The sequence below is a fragment of the Helicobacter saguini genome, from assembly GCF_000762875.2.
Taxonomy (GTDB): Bacteria; Campylobacterota; Campylobacteria; order Campylobacterales; family Helicobacteraceae; genus Helicobacter_A; species Helicobacter_A saguini.
In genome coordinates this window covers 26205-45412 of sequence record NZ_JRMP02000014.1, presented here as the reverse complement: position 1 = coordinate 45412, position 19208 = coordinate 26205, and the positions used below count along the sequence as shown (strand labels likewise).

Annotated in this window: 13 protein-coding genes and 1 pseudogene; 5 read left to right on the top strand and 9 right to left on the bottom strand. The window is 35.6% G+C overall.

Annotation, left to right across the window (positions count from 1 at the left end; all coding sequences use genetic code 11):
- Window positions 1–131: 131 nt before the first annotated feature.
- Window positions 132–3245, bottom strand: coding sequence for an efflux RND transporter permease subunit (locus tag LS64_RS08740; protein WP_034573294.1), 3114 nt, complete (start codon window positions 3243–3245; stop codon window positions 132–134).
- A gap of 474 nt (window positions 3246–3719) precedes the next feature.
- Between LS64_RS08740 and LS64_RS08735 the strand changes: the two genes are divergently transcribed.
- Complete coding sequence (locus tag LS64_RS08735) at window positions 3720–4205, top strand: hypothetical protein (RefSeq protein WP_034574933.1); 486 nt, start codon at window positions 3720–3722, stop codon at window positions 4203–4205.
- Window positions 4206–4218: 13 nt separating this feature from the next.
- Window positions 4219–6009: a penicillin-binding protein 2 gene (mrdA, locus tag LS64_RS08730; RefSeq protein WP_034573296.1), complete on the top strand. Its 1791-nt coding sequence runs from the start codon at window positions 4219–4221 to the stop codon at window positions 6007–6009.
- Between the two features lie 3 nt (window positions 6010–6012).
- Here mrdA and LS64_RS08725 read toward each other — a convergent pair whose 3' ends face one another.
- Both LS64_RS08725 and LS64_RS08720 read right to left on the bottom strand, forming a co-directional pair.
- Window positions 6013–7821: a TonB-dependent receptor domain-containing protein gene (locus LS64_RS08725; protein WP_118949147.1), complete on the bottom strand. Its 1809-nt coding sequence runs from the start codon at window positions 7819–7821 to the stop codon at window positions 6013–6015.
- Entirely contained in the window at window positions 7790–8323 is a 534-nt protein-coding gene (locus tag LS64_RS08720; RefSeq protein WP_118949146.1) for a TonB-dependent receptor plug domain-containing protein, read from the bottom strand. Before LS64_RS08720 ends, LS64_RS08725 begins: the two co-directional genes overlap by 32 nt.
- A 1096-nt stretch (window positions 8324–9419) precedes the next feature.
- Between LS64_RS08720 and LS64_RS08715 the strand changes: the two are divergent.
- Window positions 9420–10718: pseudogene (locus LS64_RS08715) on the top strand (tetrahydrodipicolinate N-succinyltransferase N-terminal domain-containing protein); the annotation flags it as partial.
- Window positions 10719–10767: 49 nt separating this feature from the next.
- Here LS64_RS08715 and LS64_RS08710 read toward each other — a convergent pair.
- Entirely contained in the window at window positions 10768–11166 is a 399-nt protein-coding gene (locus LS64_RS08710) for an ExbD/TolR family protein (RefSeq protein WP_034572460.1), read from the bottom strand.
- A 29-nt stretch (window positions 11167–11195) separates the two neighbouring features.
- Entirely contained in the window at window positions 11196–12032 is an 837-nt protein-coding gene (locus LS64_RS08705) for a MotA/TolQ/ExbB proton channel family protein (RefSeq protein ID WP_338074421.1), read from the bottom strand.
- Window positions 12033–12405: 373 nt separating this feature from the next.
- On the opposite strand from LS64_RS08705, the gene lpxB reads away from it, so the two are divergent.
- Entirely contained in the window at window positions 12406–13539 is a 1134-nt protein-coding gene (lpxB, locus tag LS64_RS08700; RefSeq protein ID WP_034572463.1) for a lipid-A-disaccharide synthase, read from the top strand.
- Between the two features lie 4 nt (window positions 13540–13543).
- Here the strand turns inward: lpxB and dnaJ are convergent, their stop codons facing one another.
- The 4 genes from dnaJ to recR form a co-directional block, all read right to left on the bottom strand.
- Entirely contained in the window at window positions 13544–14665 is a 1122-nt protein-coding gene (gene dnaJ, locus LS64_RS08695) for a molecular chaperone DnaJ (RefSeq protein ID WP_052062537.1), read from the bottom strand.
- A gap of 124 nt (window positions 14666–14789) precedes the next feature.
- The gene (locus LS64_RS08690; protein WP_034572466.1) at window positions 14790–16688 is read right to left on the bottom strand and encodes an ATP-binding protein; all 1899 of its coding nucleotides are present in this window, start codon (window positions 16686–16688) and stop codon (window positions 14790–14792) included.
- 15 nt (window positions 16689–16703) lie between these two features.
- Window positions 16704–17417 carry an HIT family protein gene (locus tag LS64_RS13825; RefSeq protein ID WP_337190605.1) on the bottom strand — a complete coding sequence of 238 codons (714 nt, stop codon included), beginning with the start codon at window positions 17415–17417 and terminating at the stop codon, window positions 16704–16706.
- Between the two features lie 47 nt (window positions 17418–17464).
- The gene (gene recR / locus LS64_RS08680; protein ID WP_034572469.1) at window positions 17465–18046 is read right to left on the bottom strand and encodes a recombination mediator RecR; all 582 of its coding nucleotides are present in this window, start codon (window positions 18044–18046) and stop codon (window positions 17465–17467) included.
- 89 nt (window positions 18047–18135) lie between these two features.
- Here recR and LS64_RS08675 point away from each other — a divergent pair, with 89 nt between their 5' ends.
- Window positions 18136–19134 (top strand): ankyrin repeat domain-containing protein, encoded by a 999-nt coding sequence (locus tag LS64_RS08675; RefSeq protein WP_064773723.1) that lies wholly within the window; start codon window positions 18136–18138, stop codon window positions 19132–19134.
- The last annotated feature ends 74 nt before the right edge of the window (window positions 19135–19208 follow it).

The following is a 19208-nucleotide window of genomic DNA, read 5'->3' as shown; positions in this document are numbered from 1 at the left end:
ATTTTGGAAAAAAAGTAACATTTTTTAGAATATATTTTAACGATTGGGTAAAGTTTATATATTCTTTTATTTTTAAGAATAAATATATTGTTTTTGTAGTTTGTATTTGTTTTAGATTCTATAAACCTTCGCTAGATTTCATCTTCTTTCTTTGGTTTATAGAATCGTTGTAGTTTTAAATCTATTGGGGTGATGATTCTATAAAATATGGGGACGACTAGCAAAGATAGCATCATTGAGACAAGTAAGCCGCCTATCATTGCTAAACCTATGGGCTGCTTCATCGCACTACCATCGCCTGTGGCTAGGGCTAAGGGGAGCATTCCAGCGACCATTGCTATCGTTGTCATTAGTATCGGTCGCAGCCTTGATTCCCCGGCAAATTGTATTGCTTCAGTTATGCTTACGCCTTCTTTTAGCTTTTCATTTGCCACATCCACAAGTAGCGTTGCGTTTTTGCCTACCATTCCTATTAGTAATATTAGCCCCATAATTGAAAACATTGACATTGCAGCACTTGAGCCACCTACTAATTTTATCGCAAAAAATGCCCCACTAAAGCTAAGTGGCATCGTTACCATAATAATAATAGGCTGCAAAAAGCTCTCATATAAAGCCGCTAGAATCAAATAAATCAAAATAAACGCCATACCGATAGCAATACCAAAGGCAAGTAGCGTCTCGCTCAAATTATCCGCTTGACCCATAAGGCGATAACCAGCGCCAGATTCTAACCATTTCGCACCTTCATTTGCGTTTTTCTCTATTAGCTGCACCATTTCGCCCACGCTTAAGCCACTATGCTCCTTTGGCTCGACTGCCACGGTGATACTTCGCTGACGATTGAATCTAGTGATATTTGTAGATGTAAAACTATCCTCAATATCCACAAGCCCATCAATAAAGATTAGATTCCCAGCAGAACTTCGCACTTGCACTTTTTTAATATCTTCAAGGCTAATTCGCTTATCATCAGGCGCTCGCACCGTGATATAGTATTCTTTCCCCGCTTCTTTATAATATGCTACCTGCGTTTCCCCGCTAAAAGCCATACTTATTGCTTGACCTATATCAGTGCTTGTGATTCCATATTGCGCGACATTTTGGCGAATGGGGATTAGTTTAAAGGCTGGCATAGAATCTGATGTGCTAAGGTGAAAGTTTGTGATTTTATCTTTAAACTTTGGCTCGACTTCATTAATATATTTGCTTAGTTTTTCTACGCTATTTTGCATAATAGATTCTACCGGGGAAAAAACTGCTAACTGCACAGGCGTATTATCACTACCACCACCAACAAGTGGCACTTCACTACCAAAGACATCTAAGCCCTTTGCTTCTGGCATATTTCGCAGCTCACTTAGAATCTTATCTAGTATTACAAACTGGTCTCTCTCACGCCCAGAGCCACTTCTATCCTTTATAGGCTTAAGTCGCACATATAATTCACTAAAAAATGCCTGTTGCAAATCGCCCGGTCCCACTTGCAATGCGACAAATTTCACATTTGGATTTTTCTCCACTTGCTTGGCAAAGGCTTCAGTGCGATGTTTCATTTCAGTAATGCTAATTCCGGGCTTTCCTTTAAACATAATTTCAAATTCGCTTCTATCTTCTTTCAAAAGAAATTCATTTCCCATAGTGCTAGCGACAACAAGACTAAGCATAAAGATTCCAAACACTGCGGCTGCCACAATAATCATATTAAACCAGCTTTTCATTAAAAACTTAATTGTGTGTAAATATATAGAATCTAGCTTATCAAAAAAGGGCTTTGTTTTGTAGTAAAACGCACTTTGCTCTGCCTTTAGCAAAATCGAGCTAAACATCGGCACAACGCTAATTACAACAATATAGCTTAAGCCCACAGCTAAGGCAACGGTAAGTCCAAAAGATGCAAAAAATTTCCCTGAGATTCCACTCATTGTCCCAACAGGCACGAAAACGGATAATAACATAGCAGATATGGCTACGATTGCAAAGCCTATTTCTCGCACTCCTTCATAAGCTGCTTCACGCGGTTTCATTCCATGCTCTAACTTTTTATGGATATTTTCAATTACCACGATTGCATCATCTATGATAATGCCGATAGCTAATGTCAAGGCTAGCATTGTAAGCATATTTAGCGTAAAGCCCATCATGTGTATTAGCATAAAAGTGCCAAGCACAGAAACGGGCAAACAAATCGCAGATACGATTGTAATAGTAACATTTCGCAAGAATAAAAATACGATACTAACCGCAAGTAAGCCACCTAAAGCAAGGTCAAATTGTATATCTTTTATGGAGCTTTGGATATAATCGGTGGTATCCCAAAAGATTTCTACTTCAAAGCCCGGGCTAACTGAGTTTATTTGTTGCAGGGCTTCTTTTACACCTTTAGAAATAGCGATTTCATTTGCTCCTGTGATTTTTTGCACTTCTAATATTACGCCATATTTGCCATTTAGTGTCGAGTAGGACTTCTCTTCAGCCAAGCCATCATCAATTTCGGCTACATCTTTTAGCTTTAAGCCATCTTTTATAATTATATCGCCCACTTGCTCTACGCTCATACTATTTGCATCAGTTACTATATAATGTTCGCTTTTAGAATCTAAAACGCGACCGCCATCTATTTCGCGGTTTTCTTTCCCTAAGATTCCCGCTAAATCAGTATATGTGATTCCATATTTATTCATTAAGGTTTGGTCAGGATAGACTTTCACTTGACGCTCACGATAACCATTCAATTTTACATTTCCCACACCGCTAATTCGCTGCAAAATAGGCGTGATAACATTATTTATATGCTTCATCATTTCAGGCACAGGCTTATTAGAAGACACGAAAAGCGAAACAATCGGCGTGCTACCTGTATCAAGCTTTTGCACCGTTGGCTTATCGATTTCACTATCAAGCACAACAGCACTTACTTTGTCGCGCACATCATTTACAGCGGTCTCTATTGGCTTTTCTAAGTCAAACTGCGCTACAACTAGACTCACATTTTTTGCAGAATTAGACGTAACATACTTTAGCCCATCAATAGCAAGGACAGCTTGTTCTATCTTATCAGTAACCTTTGTTTCAATCGTTTCAGCACTCGCCCCTTTATAAGTTGTTTTAACCACAACAACAGGGAAATCCACATCAGGGAAAAGCGCCTTTGGCATCATATTAATAGCATAAAGCCCAAATAAAATCATAGCCATAGCAAACATAAAAGTGCTTACAGGACGATTAATCGCAAATTTATACATCTTCTCTCCTTTTGTGTTGTTGGTATCTTAGAATCTTTTAGAATCTAGATTCTATACTTTAAATATCTTTTTAGAATCTTTTGGCAAGTTTAGAATCTAGATTCTAACCACTTTTCTAAAAATATAGCGACAAATGCAATTTGAAGAATTTTCAAATCTTTTGCCCACTTTCTTGCTTTTATAGAATCTATTTATTCTTTAAATCCTATCTTACTTACTTTGTATAGAATCTATTTATATTTTAAATTCTATTCTTTATTTTAACGCCCACCCACCAACATATTTTTTAAGTGGATGAAATTTCAAAAACTAGATTCTATACTTTTTTCGTTATTTTTTACTTTTAAATGTATTAAATTTATAATTTTTATTTTTATAAGTTTCGTTTTGTAAGGTTTTATGTATGTGAAATATGGAATCTATTCTAAAGAATATTGTATAATTTTAGATTATTTTATTTGTAAAGTTTATGTTATGTTTTCTAAGTCGTATAAAAAAAGTAAAGTTAATCACAATATTTATTTTATATTTTTTGCTATTGCCTATCTTATCTACACAAGTCTTAGTGATATTTATCCGCTGTTGCCTCCGCTTGTTGGGGTGCTATTTTTGATATTTCATAAGCATTATAATGATAGAAATCACTATGTTAGCATTTTAGTGCTTTTATGCGTATTTTATTATGAATTTGATAAGTCTTTAATTTTTGGTATTATGCCTTTAGTATTTTTTGTTACACATTTATTAGTGGCTAATAGTTTAGAATCTGCAATGGAGCTAAACTGGCTTTTTATTGTGATTTATGTTGCCCTGCTTTACCTTTTGTATGTGGCTGGGATGATTTTATCTAATATTTTGTTTAAGACAAATGTGCTAGATTTTTCGCTTATTTATGTGTATTATGCGGTGTTTGATTGCGCGCTTGCTTTGCTTTATTATTTTTTATTTATGAGAGTGTAGGAGTGATTAAGCAATGAATAAAACGCCTGCTAGCTTTAAGATTCTATATAGTATTTTTGGGATTGTCTGCATTGTGATTATCACTAAGCTATATATTTTGACAATAGCTCGTCATGAGCATTATGATAAATTAAGCCTTGAAAATACCATAAAAATAGAGAATCTAGTGCCTACACGTGGGCAGATTTTGGATAGAAATAATGAGCCACTTGCTATAAATGAGCTAGGCTTTTCTTTGTCGCTAAAAAATCGCTTAAAAGAAAGTGAGCTAGAAAATGAGCTAAATTTTATAAAGCTACACATAAAGGATGCAAATATAGAATCTTTGCGGAAAACCTACAAGGATACCGATAGCATTTATCGCCGCACACCTGTGACAATTATTGACTTTATACCATATTCGCAAATGCAAATTATTTATGCGGCGTTAATGCAAAATACAAATATTTTTATAGAATCTACAACAAAAAGAATGTATCCAAATGACGCATCCGCTTCCCACGTGATAGGCTATATCGGGGCTAGTGATGCACGCGATACTGAGATTGAACCTATATCAAAATACACTAAGATTATCGGCAAACAAGGCTTAGAAAAGCAATATAACACATTTTTACAAGGGAAACTAAGAACGCGCAAGATTCAAGTAAATAGCCTAAATCAGCAGCTAAAACTGCTTGAAGAAGAGCAAGATATAAGTAATAATGATATGAAAGTTAGCCTTGATATGCGGCTGCAAGAAAGGCTTGATACTGCGTTTGAAGGGCTTGAAGGGGCGGCTATCATTATGGATGTGCATAATGGCGAGATTTTGGCGGCTGGGAGCTATCCGGAGTATAATATAAATGATTTTGTAGGGGGCATTTCACATGCGAAATATAAGGCATTGTTAGAAAATCCTTATAAGCCGCTCATAAATAAGCTAATAAGCGGACAATATCCGCCAGGAAGCGTTATAAAAATGGGAATGGCGTTATCCTTCCTTGAATATGCAAATATTACAGAATCTACTATCATTCCTACGCCTTGGTATGTGGAAATCAATGGGCATAAATTCCGCGACTGGAAAGCTGGCGGACATGGCTCTGCTGATGTGTATAAAGCGATAAGAGAGAGTGTAGATGTGTATTTTTATAAGCTTTCGCAGGTCGCTGGGATTGAAAATATGGCTTTGGTTATGGGAAAAATGGGCTTTGGTGAAAAGACTGGCATTGATTTACCTTATGAAAACGCTGGAATCTTCCCTACGCCTGAATGGAAGCTAAAGACATATTCACAGCAGTGGTATATCGGCGATACCATTCAAACTAGCATAGGGCAGGGCTCATTCCTTGCTACGCCTATGCAAATAGCGCGTTATACAGCGTTACTTGCTAGTGGGAAGCTAGTCACGCCGCACTTTGCAAAGGAGCTAGGGGAGCAAAAGGTAGAAATGCCTGTGCAAGATGTTTTGACTAGCTTTGAGAAATCAAAACTGCCCGCGCTGCGGCTAGGGATGTATCAGGTGTGTAGCGTGCCTGGTGGGACTGCATATCGTGTGACGCAAGGTGTGAAAGTTTCGTTAGCTTGTAAGACAGGGACGGCGCAAGTGGTAGGAATCTCGCAAGATACGATGAAACGTACAAGGGAAGCGGATATGGACTATTGGAAACGTTCACAAAGCTGGATGACTGCCTTTGTGCCGTATGAAAATCCAAAGTATGCTATTACGATATTAATAGAGCATGGCGGAAGCGGGGGACGCGGCGGTCCCTTGCTTGTGAAATTTGCCAACGCATTATACGACTTAGGCTATGTGCGGTAGGGATTAGAATCTGGCGGTGATGCTTCCTATGAAAGTTCTGCCACGTGCGGAGTTATTAAAGGCTGTAATGCCATTTGGGTCGTAATTTCCAGAGCTTGAATTAAATGTATTTAAAGCGTCCATATAGTCAATATCAAGTAGATTCTGTATGTCTAGTTTTAGTGTTAAAAACTTTGCTAGATTAAAAGTGATATACATATCCCAAGTTGTGTAATCTGGTATTTTTTCTACGCTTATTCCTTCTTCTAGATTCTCACTTAAAGGATTTATACGCTCTGCACCGCCTGTATAGCGGATAATACTACCTAAGATAATCTTAGAATCTAAAAGTGTAGCACCCATATCTAAATTTAAAATATGCTTTGGAAGTCTGCTAAATTGACTTTGTCCATAGCCCATTCCTGGGGCTAAAGTCGTGCTTAATGAATATGGAAATTCACTATTTTGATAAGTGTAACCTAACTTTGCATAAAAGTGAGGCATTGTGAAATTAGATTCTAACTCTATACCTTGATAGTTTGCATTTCCATTAAGTCTAGGCACAAAAGTATAATTTGTATCCCAATCATCATAAATATAATCTTTAATATCCGTGTAAAAATATACTAATTTTATACCTAAAAAATCTTCTTTAAAAAATATAGAATCTAAAAAGATATTTAATCCTACTTGATAAGTATTAGCAGATTCTGGTCTTAGCCACACATTTACTTGCTGTCCTCCTGCTCCTGATACAAACTGCTCTTGTGGGTTTAACGCTCTATTTGTTTTTGCATAGCTAATAAATGGCTGAAAAAATTTAAAAATATCCATTGAATACAACACAAAAGCATTAAAGACTAAATCATCTTTAGCAAAATTTTTATATGTATAAGTCGTATCATAATACTTACCACAATACTCTCTATTAGAACATCTCCCTACTTGCCCCATTAGATTCCAATACATCATATTCAAATTTACACTTAAATTCATAAATTTATATTTAATATTAGAATCTAAATAAGCAGTTGTGATTTGCTGCTCCCCGCTAGGTAAAAATGATACTGCCCTCTCTAAATTTATATTCCACTGACCAGTTCCCGGATCTACTTTCCAAAAGAATTTTCTATCATATTTATTTAGCGAAAAATTAGCTCCATACACTAGATTCAAATGTAAATCTTTGAAAAAGCTAAATTCACTTGCATTATTTGCATCTATTGTTACATATTGATTATTTGCTTTTATATCACTAAAGTATCGATTTAGCGGCAAAGTTATCCATGTAAAATCATCATCATAATCTTGCATTGTTTGATTATACGCTATTAGAATCTTAGAATCTATAAGATTAGATTCTGGATTAAATCTATAACTTATTTGATAATTATTAGCTGAAATTTCTCGTCCTGCTAAGTGCGTATCATAGCGGCGATATTGAAACTTGATTAAATGATTAGCATAAGGCTCTAACTCAAATTTAAATAAATGGCTGCTTGGAGTTTGCCTTAATCTAGTTGTATTAAGGCTTGGGATAAGATTAGGATTAGCAGGGTCATCATTAAATCTACCACCGCCGATTCTATACTCTTGGCTTATATCTTTTATACTATATGCGTATAATGCTCCTAACCTTATATTATTTTTAAAAGTATATCTAGTGGCAATAGCGCCCATCACACTAGGACCTATGCCATTATCTCCATAAGAAAATTTCCCTAAAAATCCTACATATTTCTTATTACGCATTACATCATCTACATCAAGTGTGCGTAAATTCGCACTGCCTACAAGGGCATTACCCCCCCCCCCCGTTAGAATTAAAGCCACCTCTTTGCAAATCTATACCTATCAAAAAGTTAGAATCTATTAACGCACCAAAAGCAGATGTCCCACTCTCACTTCCCATACCACCAGGACTTGGGTGCGTGGTAGAATTTAGTCTATCCTCACTTGTCCCAAAAAAGCTTTGACTTACACCATCTATCATCGTATTTACACGACCAAAGCCACTCATACCGCGAATATTTATTGATACGCTTCCTTGTGATTGGTCTATTTGCGTGTAAGCTCCTGGTATAGTTCTAATTGTAGAATCTAGATTCTGTGTAGAATCATAAATACCCTCTTTAGTGCTAATGGCACCTGGTGTGCTAAAGTTTTTTTGCTCTTTGCTTTTTTTAACACCGCTAATTTCTATCGTGTCAAACTCGATTTCATCACTTTCATTTTTAGATTCTATAGAATCTTGCTTAGATTCTATATTTTTTGTATTATCCGCAAATACAAAAGCAAAACACAAAATAAATAGTCCTAAAAATCTAAACAACATAAAATCTCCTTTTAATATAAAAAATAGATTCTATCTTTGAAATTTAAACAAATATAAGAAAAATTATTAAAATGAAATTTTACATATAAAACCTTAATCTTTCCTTAAAAAGATGTAATGTTTTGGTATAAATTAGATTTTTAGAATCTTGTTTTGAATATTTGTAGTAGATTCTATAGAATCTTAAAACATTGTTGTTGAAAGTTTTGCATTAAAAAATAGATTTACGCCAAAGTAATCAATATAAATTTATTTAAAAACGGAAACTTTGAGTACTTTTGGGAACAAGTCATAATTTTATAAAATCTTTGTTTTTATTTGTTGAAAAATATATAAAAGATTTATTATATTGAGTGTGGCTTTCTAAATTTTATTATTCTTATGAAAATTTATTTTTATTTCTAATAAATAAGGTTGGTTAGGCATTAATTACAAATTTTGTGTGTTTTTAAGTAGAATCTTAGGAATGTAGGTGTTTTTTATAATGGAGTTTTGCTTAATAATTTAATGTTATAATTCATCTTTTAATTTTAAACAAAGGATTTGTATGCAAGTAAAAATTATTAAGAGTAAGGATGAGTTTAAGGATTTTGTGGATTCTTTTTATGAGAAGTTTTATAAGGGCAGGGAAAAGCCGCTGTGCTTTGGCATTGCAAGGTGTGATACTTCGCGAGTTGAGCTTTTGAAAAAAGAGATTGATGAAAGGGCTATGCAGCGGAGAATGGAGAGATTACAGAATCTAAATTGTGTGGATTCTAAAGATTCTCATGCAGGGAAAAACGTGCAAGATTCTAAAAATACTGAATCTAATTGTGTAGATTCTAAACATTTTATGGAATCTAATAACGCACATTGTGGAGATTCTACACATTCGCAAAAACATTCTTGTTGTGGGGGAGAGTCTAAGGATTCTAACCACGTAGATTCTAAAAACCACGCGCAAGATTCTAAAAATACTGAATCTAACCACGATAAAAACGCAAAAAAATCCCCTTTTAGCTTTTTTCACAATATTTTTAAGAAAAAAGGCGGCACACAAACAACAAACAACACGCAAGATTCTAAAAAAACACAAGACAACGAGCCTATTTACAAAGATAATCGCAAGGTTATTGCCCTAAATTTTCCACTGCTAAATTTCAAAGAAAATTATGGCAGTTTCGCGGTATTTGCGGCGGCGGCTGGGCTAGATTCTAAAGATTTAAGCCAAAATGAAATCATTATTGATGTGGATGCGACTTTCCTTATAAATTGCCTTTGCCTTTATGCGCCTTTTATCCTTGAGGAGCTTACTAATAGCCCTGAAATGCAGGCTTATGAAAGGGTGGATAGCGAGGCTTTTAAGGGCTTTAAAGAGCGTGGTGAAAAGCTAATAAATTTCCTTACAAAGTTCTTAAATAACGAATTTGAGGGCTTAAAAGTTAGCGAGGCGTTTCGCAATGAGGCTGTGCTTAGCGCTATAATTTATCTTAGCGATTTTAACCTTACGCTTGGGAAAACGCATAAAAATATTCAGCTAATTTTTGAGATTTTAAAGGTGATTTATGGTAATTCGTTACTTGATTCTCGAAATGATGAGTTTTATAAGTATCAATTTATCGCCTTTAATGAGGATAAAAAGAGCGAGTCTTTACAAGTGGCTTATGCGAAGTTACACGCGCTATCAAAGGGTGCTGCACCTTTGCGTAGTTTGAATCTAGATTCTATCTTTGGGCTTTTTCCAAACCTTGCGTGGAGTGGGAATACGCCTTATGAGCTTGAATACTTGCGTGAAAATGAGATTGAGTGGCGTGTGAATGGGCGTTTCCCCGTGATTGATTATATCGATAAGTTTCCGCGATACCTTATGCAGGTGCTGCCACAGGCGGATAATATTAGAATCCTAGATACGAGCAAGACGCGGTTTGGGGCGTTTCTTGGTGCGGGATATACGCAAATGCCGGGGGCTAGCTATGTGAATTTCAACTCTGGCTCGCTTGGTGCGTGTATGAATGAGGGTCGCATTAGCTCAAGCGTGGTGATAGGCGAGGGCACTGATGTAGGCGGTGGCGCGAGTATTTTGGGCGTTTTAAGTGGGGGGAATACGCAGCCTATTAGCATCGGTAAAAATTGTCTTTTGGGGGCAAATTCTGTGACTGGGATTAGCCTTGGGGATAGTTGTATCGTGGATGCTGGGATTGCCATTTTAGCCGGTGGCAAGGTCTTTATTGAGCCTGCTGAAGCGGCGAAACTAAAGGAAGTAAATAAAGATTTTGTTATAGAATCTAGCAATATTTATAAAGGGCGAAATTTAAGCGGAATGAATGGAATCCACTTTAGAATCAACACGCAAAATGGACAGCTAATCGCCTTTAGGAGCAACCGCGAAATAAAGCTCAACGCGGATTTACACTAGATTCTATGGCTTCATTTAAATTTAAAGTAGTTATAGTATCTAGATTCTATCATCCCTTTGCCTTTTGGGCGGAAAGGGCGATTTTATTGTAGCCACCATCTTTTAGCGTGTTTAGTGTATCCATAATTTTCTCATACTGCACGGCTTTATCAATATAAAGATACATCACCTCATCTTTATTATTATCCGTCAAAGTGTCTAAAAGCGGCACTAAATCGCCATTTACATCCTTGTCATTGATTTTAATTTCACTTTCTGTAATATAAATAATAATGGGTTTCTTATCATTATCTTTGGCTTTATCGCTTGTTTTTGGCAACTCGATTTTCACAGAGCTAGTCATTAAGGGCGTTACAACCATGAAAATGATTAGCAAAACAAGCATAATATCAATAAAAGGCGTCACATTTATATCACTAAATTCGCTTTCATTTTCTACTTTTACCATTTTGAAATCCTTAATATTGTCTTAAAATATTAGTCAAGCTCCCTATCCACGCTAAGATAAAGATTTGTAATAATAGAATCTATCTTATGGCTAAAGGCAATGCCAAGCCGCGTAAGATAGTTGTAAAAAAGCACCGCCGGAATAGCCGCCACAAGCCCAAATGCAGTCGCAAACAAGGCTTCTGCAATACCCGGAGCGACCACGGCTAAGGAGGCATTATCACTTTTTGCAATGCCTATAAAGCTATTCATAATGCCCCACACCGTGCCAAAAAGCCCGATAAATGGAGCGCTAGAGCCGATACTAGCAAGCAATGCCACGCCCAAACGCATTTTAGCTAAAAGCCCTTGCGTAGCGGTCTCAAGGCGGATTTTCAAGCGGTTTTTAAGGTTAGAATTACGCGTAGATTTTATGCTAGATTCTGTAATATTTTGGCTAGAATCTTTAGAATTCTCTTTAGAATTCTCTTTAGAATCTAGGGCATTTGTCTTAGTAATTTCATCATTTATCTCGCTTATAAAGCCTTTGCTTATCGGGCTTAGGGCGTTATTATCACGCAGATTTTGAAAACTAATAGCATTTTTGATTAAATCATAATCAGCCTTTATCATTTTAGTGGCTTTATAATATTGATAAAACTTACAAATTAGCACACACCAAGTAAGAATCGAGAATAATGATAGAATCCAAATCACATTTTTAACGACAATATCAGCATTGCTATACAGCCCATAAAATGTAAATTCGTGCGGATTTTGCATAGTTTCTTTACTTATAGAATCTGTAATATTTGTGGCATTAATATTACTATGTTCGCGTGTAGCACTGCAAAATGCGGTATCAATCTCAAGCCTACTACTAACCACAGAAGCGGCTATCACTGATATAAAAGAGGACAAACCAGCCCCTGCAATGCCTGATATGGGCGGCATGGGTGGCATGGGCGGTATGATGTAACCCCCATTTTGCTCTACCTTATCCTTTCTATTATGAATAAGCTTTGAATTAAATCTAGATTCTATATTTTAAACACACTTTTATAGAATCTAAGATTTTATTTGATAAAACTAGCTTTAGATTCAATAGCACTGCCAGTTTTTGTATTCTTTGAATCCTTTGAATGTTTATGATTTTATTAATCTAGATTCTACAATTTAGAATAGAATCCAAAATCCATTTAAGTAACAAAACAAAGTTTTTATAGAATCTAATTTAGATTCTATGACTTTAGGGATGTTAATGAGCGATAAAAAAATAACAATCTTTGTAAGTGCTTTGGAGCCAAGTGCGAATGTGCATTTAAGGAATTTAAAAAAATACTTACCTGCAAATTGCGAACTTGTAGGCGTGTGTGATAGCGATTTGGGACACGCGATATTTACACCGAATGATTTTTCAATTATGGGATTTATCGACGTCTTAAAAAAGATATTTTTCCTTAAAAAAGCTATGAAAATCCTAAGTATAGAATCTATAAAGTGCGATTATGTGTTACTTATGGATAGCTCATCATTCAATCTGCGTTTGGCAAAGCTAATAAGAGAAAAAGATTCTAAAACAAACAAAGAAAAAAAAATAAACATAATGTATTACATACTTCCTCAGGTGTGGGCGTGGAAGCCATGGCGAGCCAAAGTTATAGAATCTTTATGCGACAAGCTTGCGTGTATATGGAAATTTGAGCTACATTACTACACGCACAAAGCCCGATACGTAGGTGCTCCACTGCTTGATATTTACACGCAAAATGATATTTGTCAAAATTATAAGGATTCTAAGATTTTTGTTTTTATGCCCGGCAGCAGAGCGAGTGAAATTAAGCGGCTTATGGGCGAATATAGAATCTTAATAGATTCTATAAAAGCTAATTATAGCTGGGCAAAACTTAGGATAATCATACCTACAAAATTCCAAAATACACAAAAAATGGAACTTTATGGCGATTTGAGTGACTTTGAGATTTGCTACAATACTAAGGATGGGCTGCGTGATGCACATTTCGCCTTTGTGTGCGCTGGGACGGCGACTTTGGAGGCGGCACTTATGCAGATTCCATTCGTGCTGGTGTATCGTGCGCGTTGGCTTGACTACATCATTGCGCGCTCTTTTGTGCGGCTAAACTTCGTTGGGTTGGCAAATATCATCTATCAAGCAATGCAAATGAGCCAAGATTCTAGTATTAAAAAGGCGGGGCTTGGGAGCGATTTTTTACACGAAGAATTGATACAAAATGACTGCACCGCAGCCAAAATGCTAGAATCTTACAAACATTTTGATTATCAAAAATACTTTGCAAATGCAAAGAAACTCCGTGCATATTTAGAGCATGGAAGTGCGGAAAATGTGGCTAAATGGCTACTAGAAACTCCATAATTGTTTAAGAAATTCTATCTTTCACCCAATTTTTAACCTTATCAAAACAACTATCAATAAAGCTTTTATATGGTTTGCTAGTTTCGCCAAAGCTCTCTTGGAGTTTGGTTACAAGGGCTTTTTGCTCATCATTTAAACTCTTTGGATAAGTGATATTAATTTGTGCTATAAGTCGCCCCACACGCGTGCTATTAAGCTCTGGCACGCCCTCATTTGCGAAAATAAATTGATGTCCTTGCGGCGTATTTGGCGGGATATTTAGCTCCACTTCGCCCTTTAAAGTGGGAATCATTATGCGACCGCCTAGCACAATTGTCGTGAAAAATACAGGCACTTCCAAATACAAATCGCTCCCATGACGGATAAAATGCTCATCAGGGCTAACCACAATTTTGATATACAAATCGCCACGCACACCGGGCTTTACCTCATTTCCACGACCACGATATACAAGCTGATTTCCATTATCAATACCAGCCTTTATATCAAGGTCTAGCACCTCTTCTACGCTCTCATAGCCCAGCCCCACGCACTTTGGACACTTATCTACAACGATTTTCCCGCTGCCACCGCACTCAGGACACGCCATTTGCATTTGCATAATCGACTGCTGAATGACAATCCTGCCCTTGCCCCCACAGCGTTTGCAATCCTGCATTTTCCCATCCTTTGCCCCCGTTCCACTACACGCCTTGCAACAGCTTTTATACTTTGTTTTAACCTGCTTTTTACAGCCAAAAACGGCTTCTTTAAAGCTAATATTTAGCCTAATAGCATAGTCCGGGTCAAAGGCGTAATGTTCCTGCGGTTCGCTAGAGCTGCCGCCAAAAAAGTCCTCAAAAATGCTAGAAAATATATCGCCAAAGCCGCCTCCGCCGCTACTAAAGCCTTGATTTTTCAAGCCATCCTTGCCATATTTATCATAAATTGCCCTTTTTTGCGGGTCTTTTAGCACATCATAAGCCTCGTTTATTTGCTTAAAACTCTCTTCGGCTTGTGCGTCATTTGGGTTTCTATCAGGGTGGTATTTTAACGCTAATTTGCGGAAAGATTTTTTTATTTCCTCGTCATTTGCGTCCTTTCTTACTTCTAAGACTTCGTAATAATCAAAATCAATTCCTGCCAACTCTCACTCCTAAACATAGAATCTAGATTCTATAAATTTAACCTGCAATTATAGCATTTTAGGTTAGATTTTTTGAGTAAATGGCTATATAAATAGTGGCTAGATTCCATAAAATATTAAAATGTTATAGCCTTTTTAAATTCCCTACTCTATCTTTTTGTATTTCTTTTTCTTTAAAATGATTAATATCTTTGTATTTTGATAAAGATAAGTTATGTTTTGTATTGTTGATATTTGTATTAATTTCTGCTTTTCTAGTATTAATTATTTCTTTCCAAGTCATGGCTTTAATGGTATATTCACTAGATTGCAATGTCCCTATGTGACGCTGTTTTGTAGATGATACACATATAGCTTCAATAAAATTGATATTGCTACCTTGAGTTTGCAAGGCATTTAGAATCTTAATAATATATTTATTAAATACTTCATTAAGTATTTTAGAATCAATGCTTACTTTTGGGGCTTTTAGCTCTATTAATATAAGTTTATTATCTTTAGTTCGTGGTATAAAAATATCTGGAATTGTATTTAGATTATCATTTGATTGTATAGGTAATCCAACATCTTTAAAAATCCCCTTTAATGCTTGGTCACTAAAAAATTCTAAATCCAAATAATCTTCATTAAATAGCCAAAGATTATTTTCTACAATTTTATGCAACTCACTTCTTTCTTTTGTTGTATTTTTACCTTCGTTTAATACTAGATTCTCAAAATGATGTAAAACATCAAGTCTTGATATAAAATTATGATATTGTTTAACTAAATCTAAAATATTAATATTCCTTCTTACATAATTAAATATTTCTTTTTCATCATCACTTAATTTAAAAACAAAATTTAGATTTTCAAGTGTGTTATACGCATTATTTGAAATTAATCCCATCAATGAATTGCTAAAATACTCAATATTTCTAGTAATATTATGCTCTTTTATAAGCAATGGCAAAGATAATATCTTATATGCCTCATTAATTTTTTCTTTTATCATGTTATCGGCGTCTTTTTTAAAAATTTCATTTTCATTAGCTAATTTATCTGCTACTAAATCTGCGTTTTTTAACCATACTTCACACAACATTCTATCTAAATCAGGCTTATATAAATCCATTACTTCTTGGATAGTTTTTTTATATTCAGCATTTAAATCGATAAGCTCACAATCGTCCTTAAAAATATCGCTTGTCAAAAATATCGTATGGCAATTAAATATTGATTTTGATGAGCCAGATGGTATTTTCCAAAGAAGATTATTCTTCTCATTTAATAAAAATGTATGTTTTTTATCGGCTATTAAATTAATCTCATTTTTCCAGACAATTATATATGCTTTAAACTTAGAACCATCTTTTAATTCATACTCTTTTTCTAGTTGCTCCTCTATATATTCTTGTACCTCAATTTTTTCATTATTGATACATAAAGTAACATTATTTAGCAATTTATCTGAAAATTCAACAGCAATTTCTTGTTTTATAGAATCTATCAATTCATTTATCTTTTTACCACTAATAAATTGTTCTCCTAGCCTTTCAATATTTACTTGCGTTATAGAATCTTTTTTATATTTTGCTGATTTTTGCGTAACATTAAAGCTCACATTTTTATCATTGCTACAAAAAGTAACACAAAAAGATTTCTTATTACATTTTGTAAATATTTTAATATTTTTTAAGCACTCTTCTTTAAAATCGATAAATTTAAGATAAGAATATCGCCCCTTACTTCTACCACCCAAAGTATTTGGGATATAATCTCCACCTTTATAATGTGTCCATCTATTTTGCATATATGTGCTATTAGAGCAATCAAAGCCACTGCCATTATCTTCAATAATAATAGATATATCCTTATTGATTAAATCTCTATTGGTATTATGTGCGTAAATATAAATATTAATTTCACTCGCTTTTGCATCAATGGCATTTTTTATCGCTTCACTAATTGGATTAAGCCTTGCGATTGCAGAATCTTTTTTAATAGTTTTTGCCGTTACCTTTGTGCTAAAATGACTTTGCATCTTATTTCATTATGTCTAAAAAATTTCCTTTGCAAGATTTGCAATTTTCTCATAAATCTTATCAAAATCAAAGCCAAAAATGCGCGTGTGAGCGATAGCGGTGATGAAATTTGTATCACTTTTAAATCGCGGGACAAAATGCAAATGCAAGTGCTGTGGAATCCCAGCTCCAGCGACTTCGCGGATATTTATACCCATATTTACACCTTGTGCGCCATACATCTCCAGCAATTTTATCGCTTTTTGGCTCAACGCGCTAATGTGTAGCCACTCATCTTGGCTTAGGAGAGTTGGTGAATCAATGTGCCTGTGCGGGATAATCATAAAATGCCCGGGCGTATAAGGATAAAGATTCATCACCGCAAAACATATAGAATCTGCGTAAAATACATAGTCTTTGTTTTTTATTTCATTGATTTTCTGCGTGAGATTTTTGATAGAATCTTTGTTTTTAGATTCCATAAATTTAGATTCTATATTATTAGAAATGTTGCAAAATATGCAAGATTCTTTCTTGTTTTTTATAGAATCTTCTTTTGGATTTTTTTTAGAATCTTTAGAATCTTTTGACAAATTAGATTCTATATTTTCTACTTTTTTATTATTTTTTCTTTTAGATTTTGTAATTTCTTTAGATTCTAAATTAGCATTTCTGGAATTATATTCTATAGAATCTTCATCATTTAAATATTCACTACGCCATGGAGAATACACATTTTTAAAGCCCATAAATTTAACCTTTAAAATACAAAATAATTAATATGTATTAATTAACACTACGCATTAACCCTTGAGGTGAAAGCCCTGGCAAGTGAAAAGTTATCCACATTATCAAGGCTAATATTTTGTGGGACGCCTTGTGCGATTTTACTGAATCTAAGTTCTAAATTTTCTAACTTTTCTTGTATAAACATTATTAGCATATCACTCTCTAAACTCGGCGCAAAGGCGAAAATCACCTCCTCAATGCCCTCATTTTTAATGCGGCTAACTAAAGTGCTAAAATCAAACTCCTTATAGTCCTGCATCACGCAATACACGCCGCTAAACTCGCCTATATCCTCAATCAAAAAAATATCACGCGGGTGCGATACGATACAAAGTGTCCCATTTCGCCGCTCACTATCAAGGCAAATATCGCAAATCTCGGCATTACTCAAACCTCCGCACACCTCGCATTTGCGGATTTCTAGTATGCAGTCATGAATTGCCTGTGCGATTTGCAGTCCCAGCGGCGCATTTTCCACAGCCAAAGTGTAAGCCATTTTTTTAGCCGACTTTTTGCCGATTGTAGGCAGCTTTTCCAACGCCAAAACCAAAGAATTAAAGGAATGTAAATTATTTTGATAAGTTTTCATGTGCGTAATTCTAGCAAAAATCATTAAAGTTTTGATAAAATTAGCATTTTTAATCTAGATTCTAAAGTCACAAAAAATAAGGAGAATGTGTGAAAACCTTAGCATTATTTGCGATGATTTTTAGCTTAATTACAGGGATTGCAAGGGCGAATCAATACGATTATCTGCTGTATAGCTATGTCTTAAGCGATGTGGAGAGCGGCATAAACCTGCAGGCTGATGTCAATTCGCGTCTGCATAATATCACGCCGCTTTTTGAAGCCGTGAAAAACAATCGCCTTGAAATCGCCTACATTTTGATAATGAATCGCGCCGATGTAAATGCCAAAAATAACGGAGAGACCGCTCTCCACAAAGCCGCGCAAAATGGCAATCCACAAATGGTGCAGCTCCTAATTGCCGCTGGGGCTGACGCTAAAGCCAAAGATGATACTTATGGCAACACTCCGCTGCACTATGCCGCAGCCAGCGGTGATAATATCTCCAAAAATGTGCTAATTAACGCCGGAGCTGATGTAAATGAGCCAAATATGTATGGCATTAGTCCAGCACAAATTCTAGTCGCGGAAATCGCGGTGCCGCCGCTAATTATCGAAGATTTGAATTTGGCGGTGAGTGCGAGTGCGTTTAAGGTGAGTAATAGCGGCGTGATTTTCAATGTGCGAAACCTTACAAACTACCCACTGCAAATCATTTCGACCGATTTATTTATCAATGGAATGCTTGTGGCGAGTAATCAAAATCCGCTCACAATCCCACCTAGCACAAGTATCACAAATGTCAATGCGATGCCTATCCCGCCAAGTGGGGCACTCGCGATAAAGCCTGATAAAAACGGCATTGCAAATGTGAAAGCGGGTTTCAATATTCGCTACTATGCGGAGGGCAGGGTGCAGAATGTGTTTAATAGTGCGAATTTGCGACTGCGTTTATGGAATCTGCCCCCCGCTCAAAATGGGCAAAATAATCCGCAAAAAGAACCACGAGATTCTAACAATCAAACTAACACAGATTCTAACAACGCAGCCCCAGCTAGTGAAACAAATAACACGCAACCAGCACAAGAGCAAAATAATCAAGGGCAATAATTTAGCAAAATAATATATTGATTGTCAATCACCTTAATAATGCTGAAATATCAAGGCAATTTTAAATGTAGTTT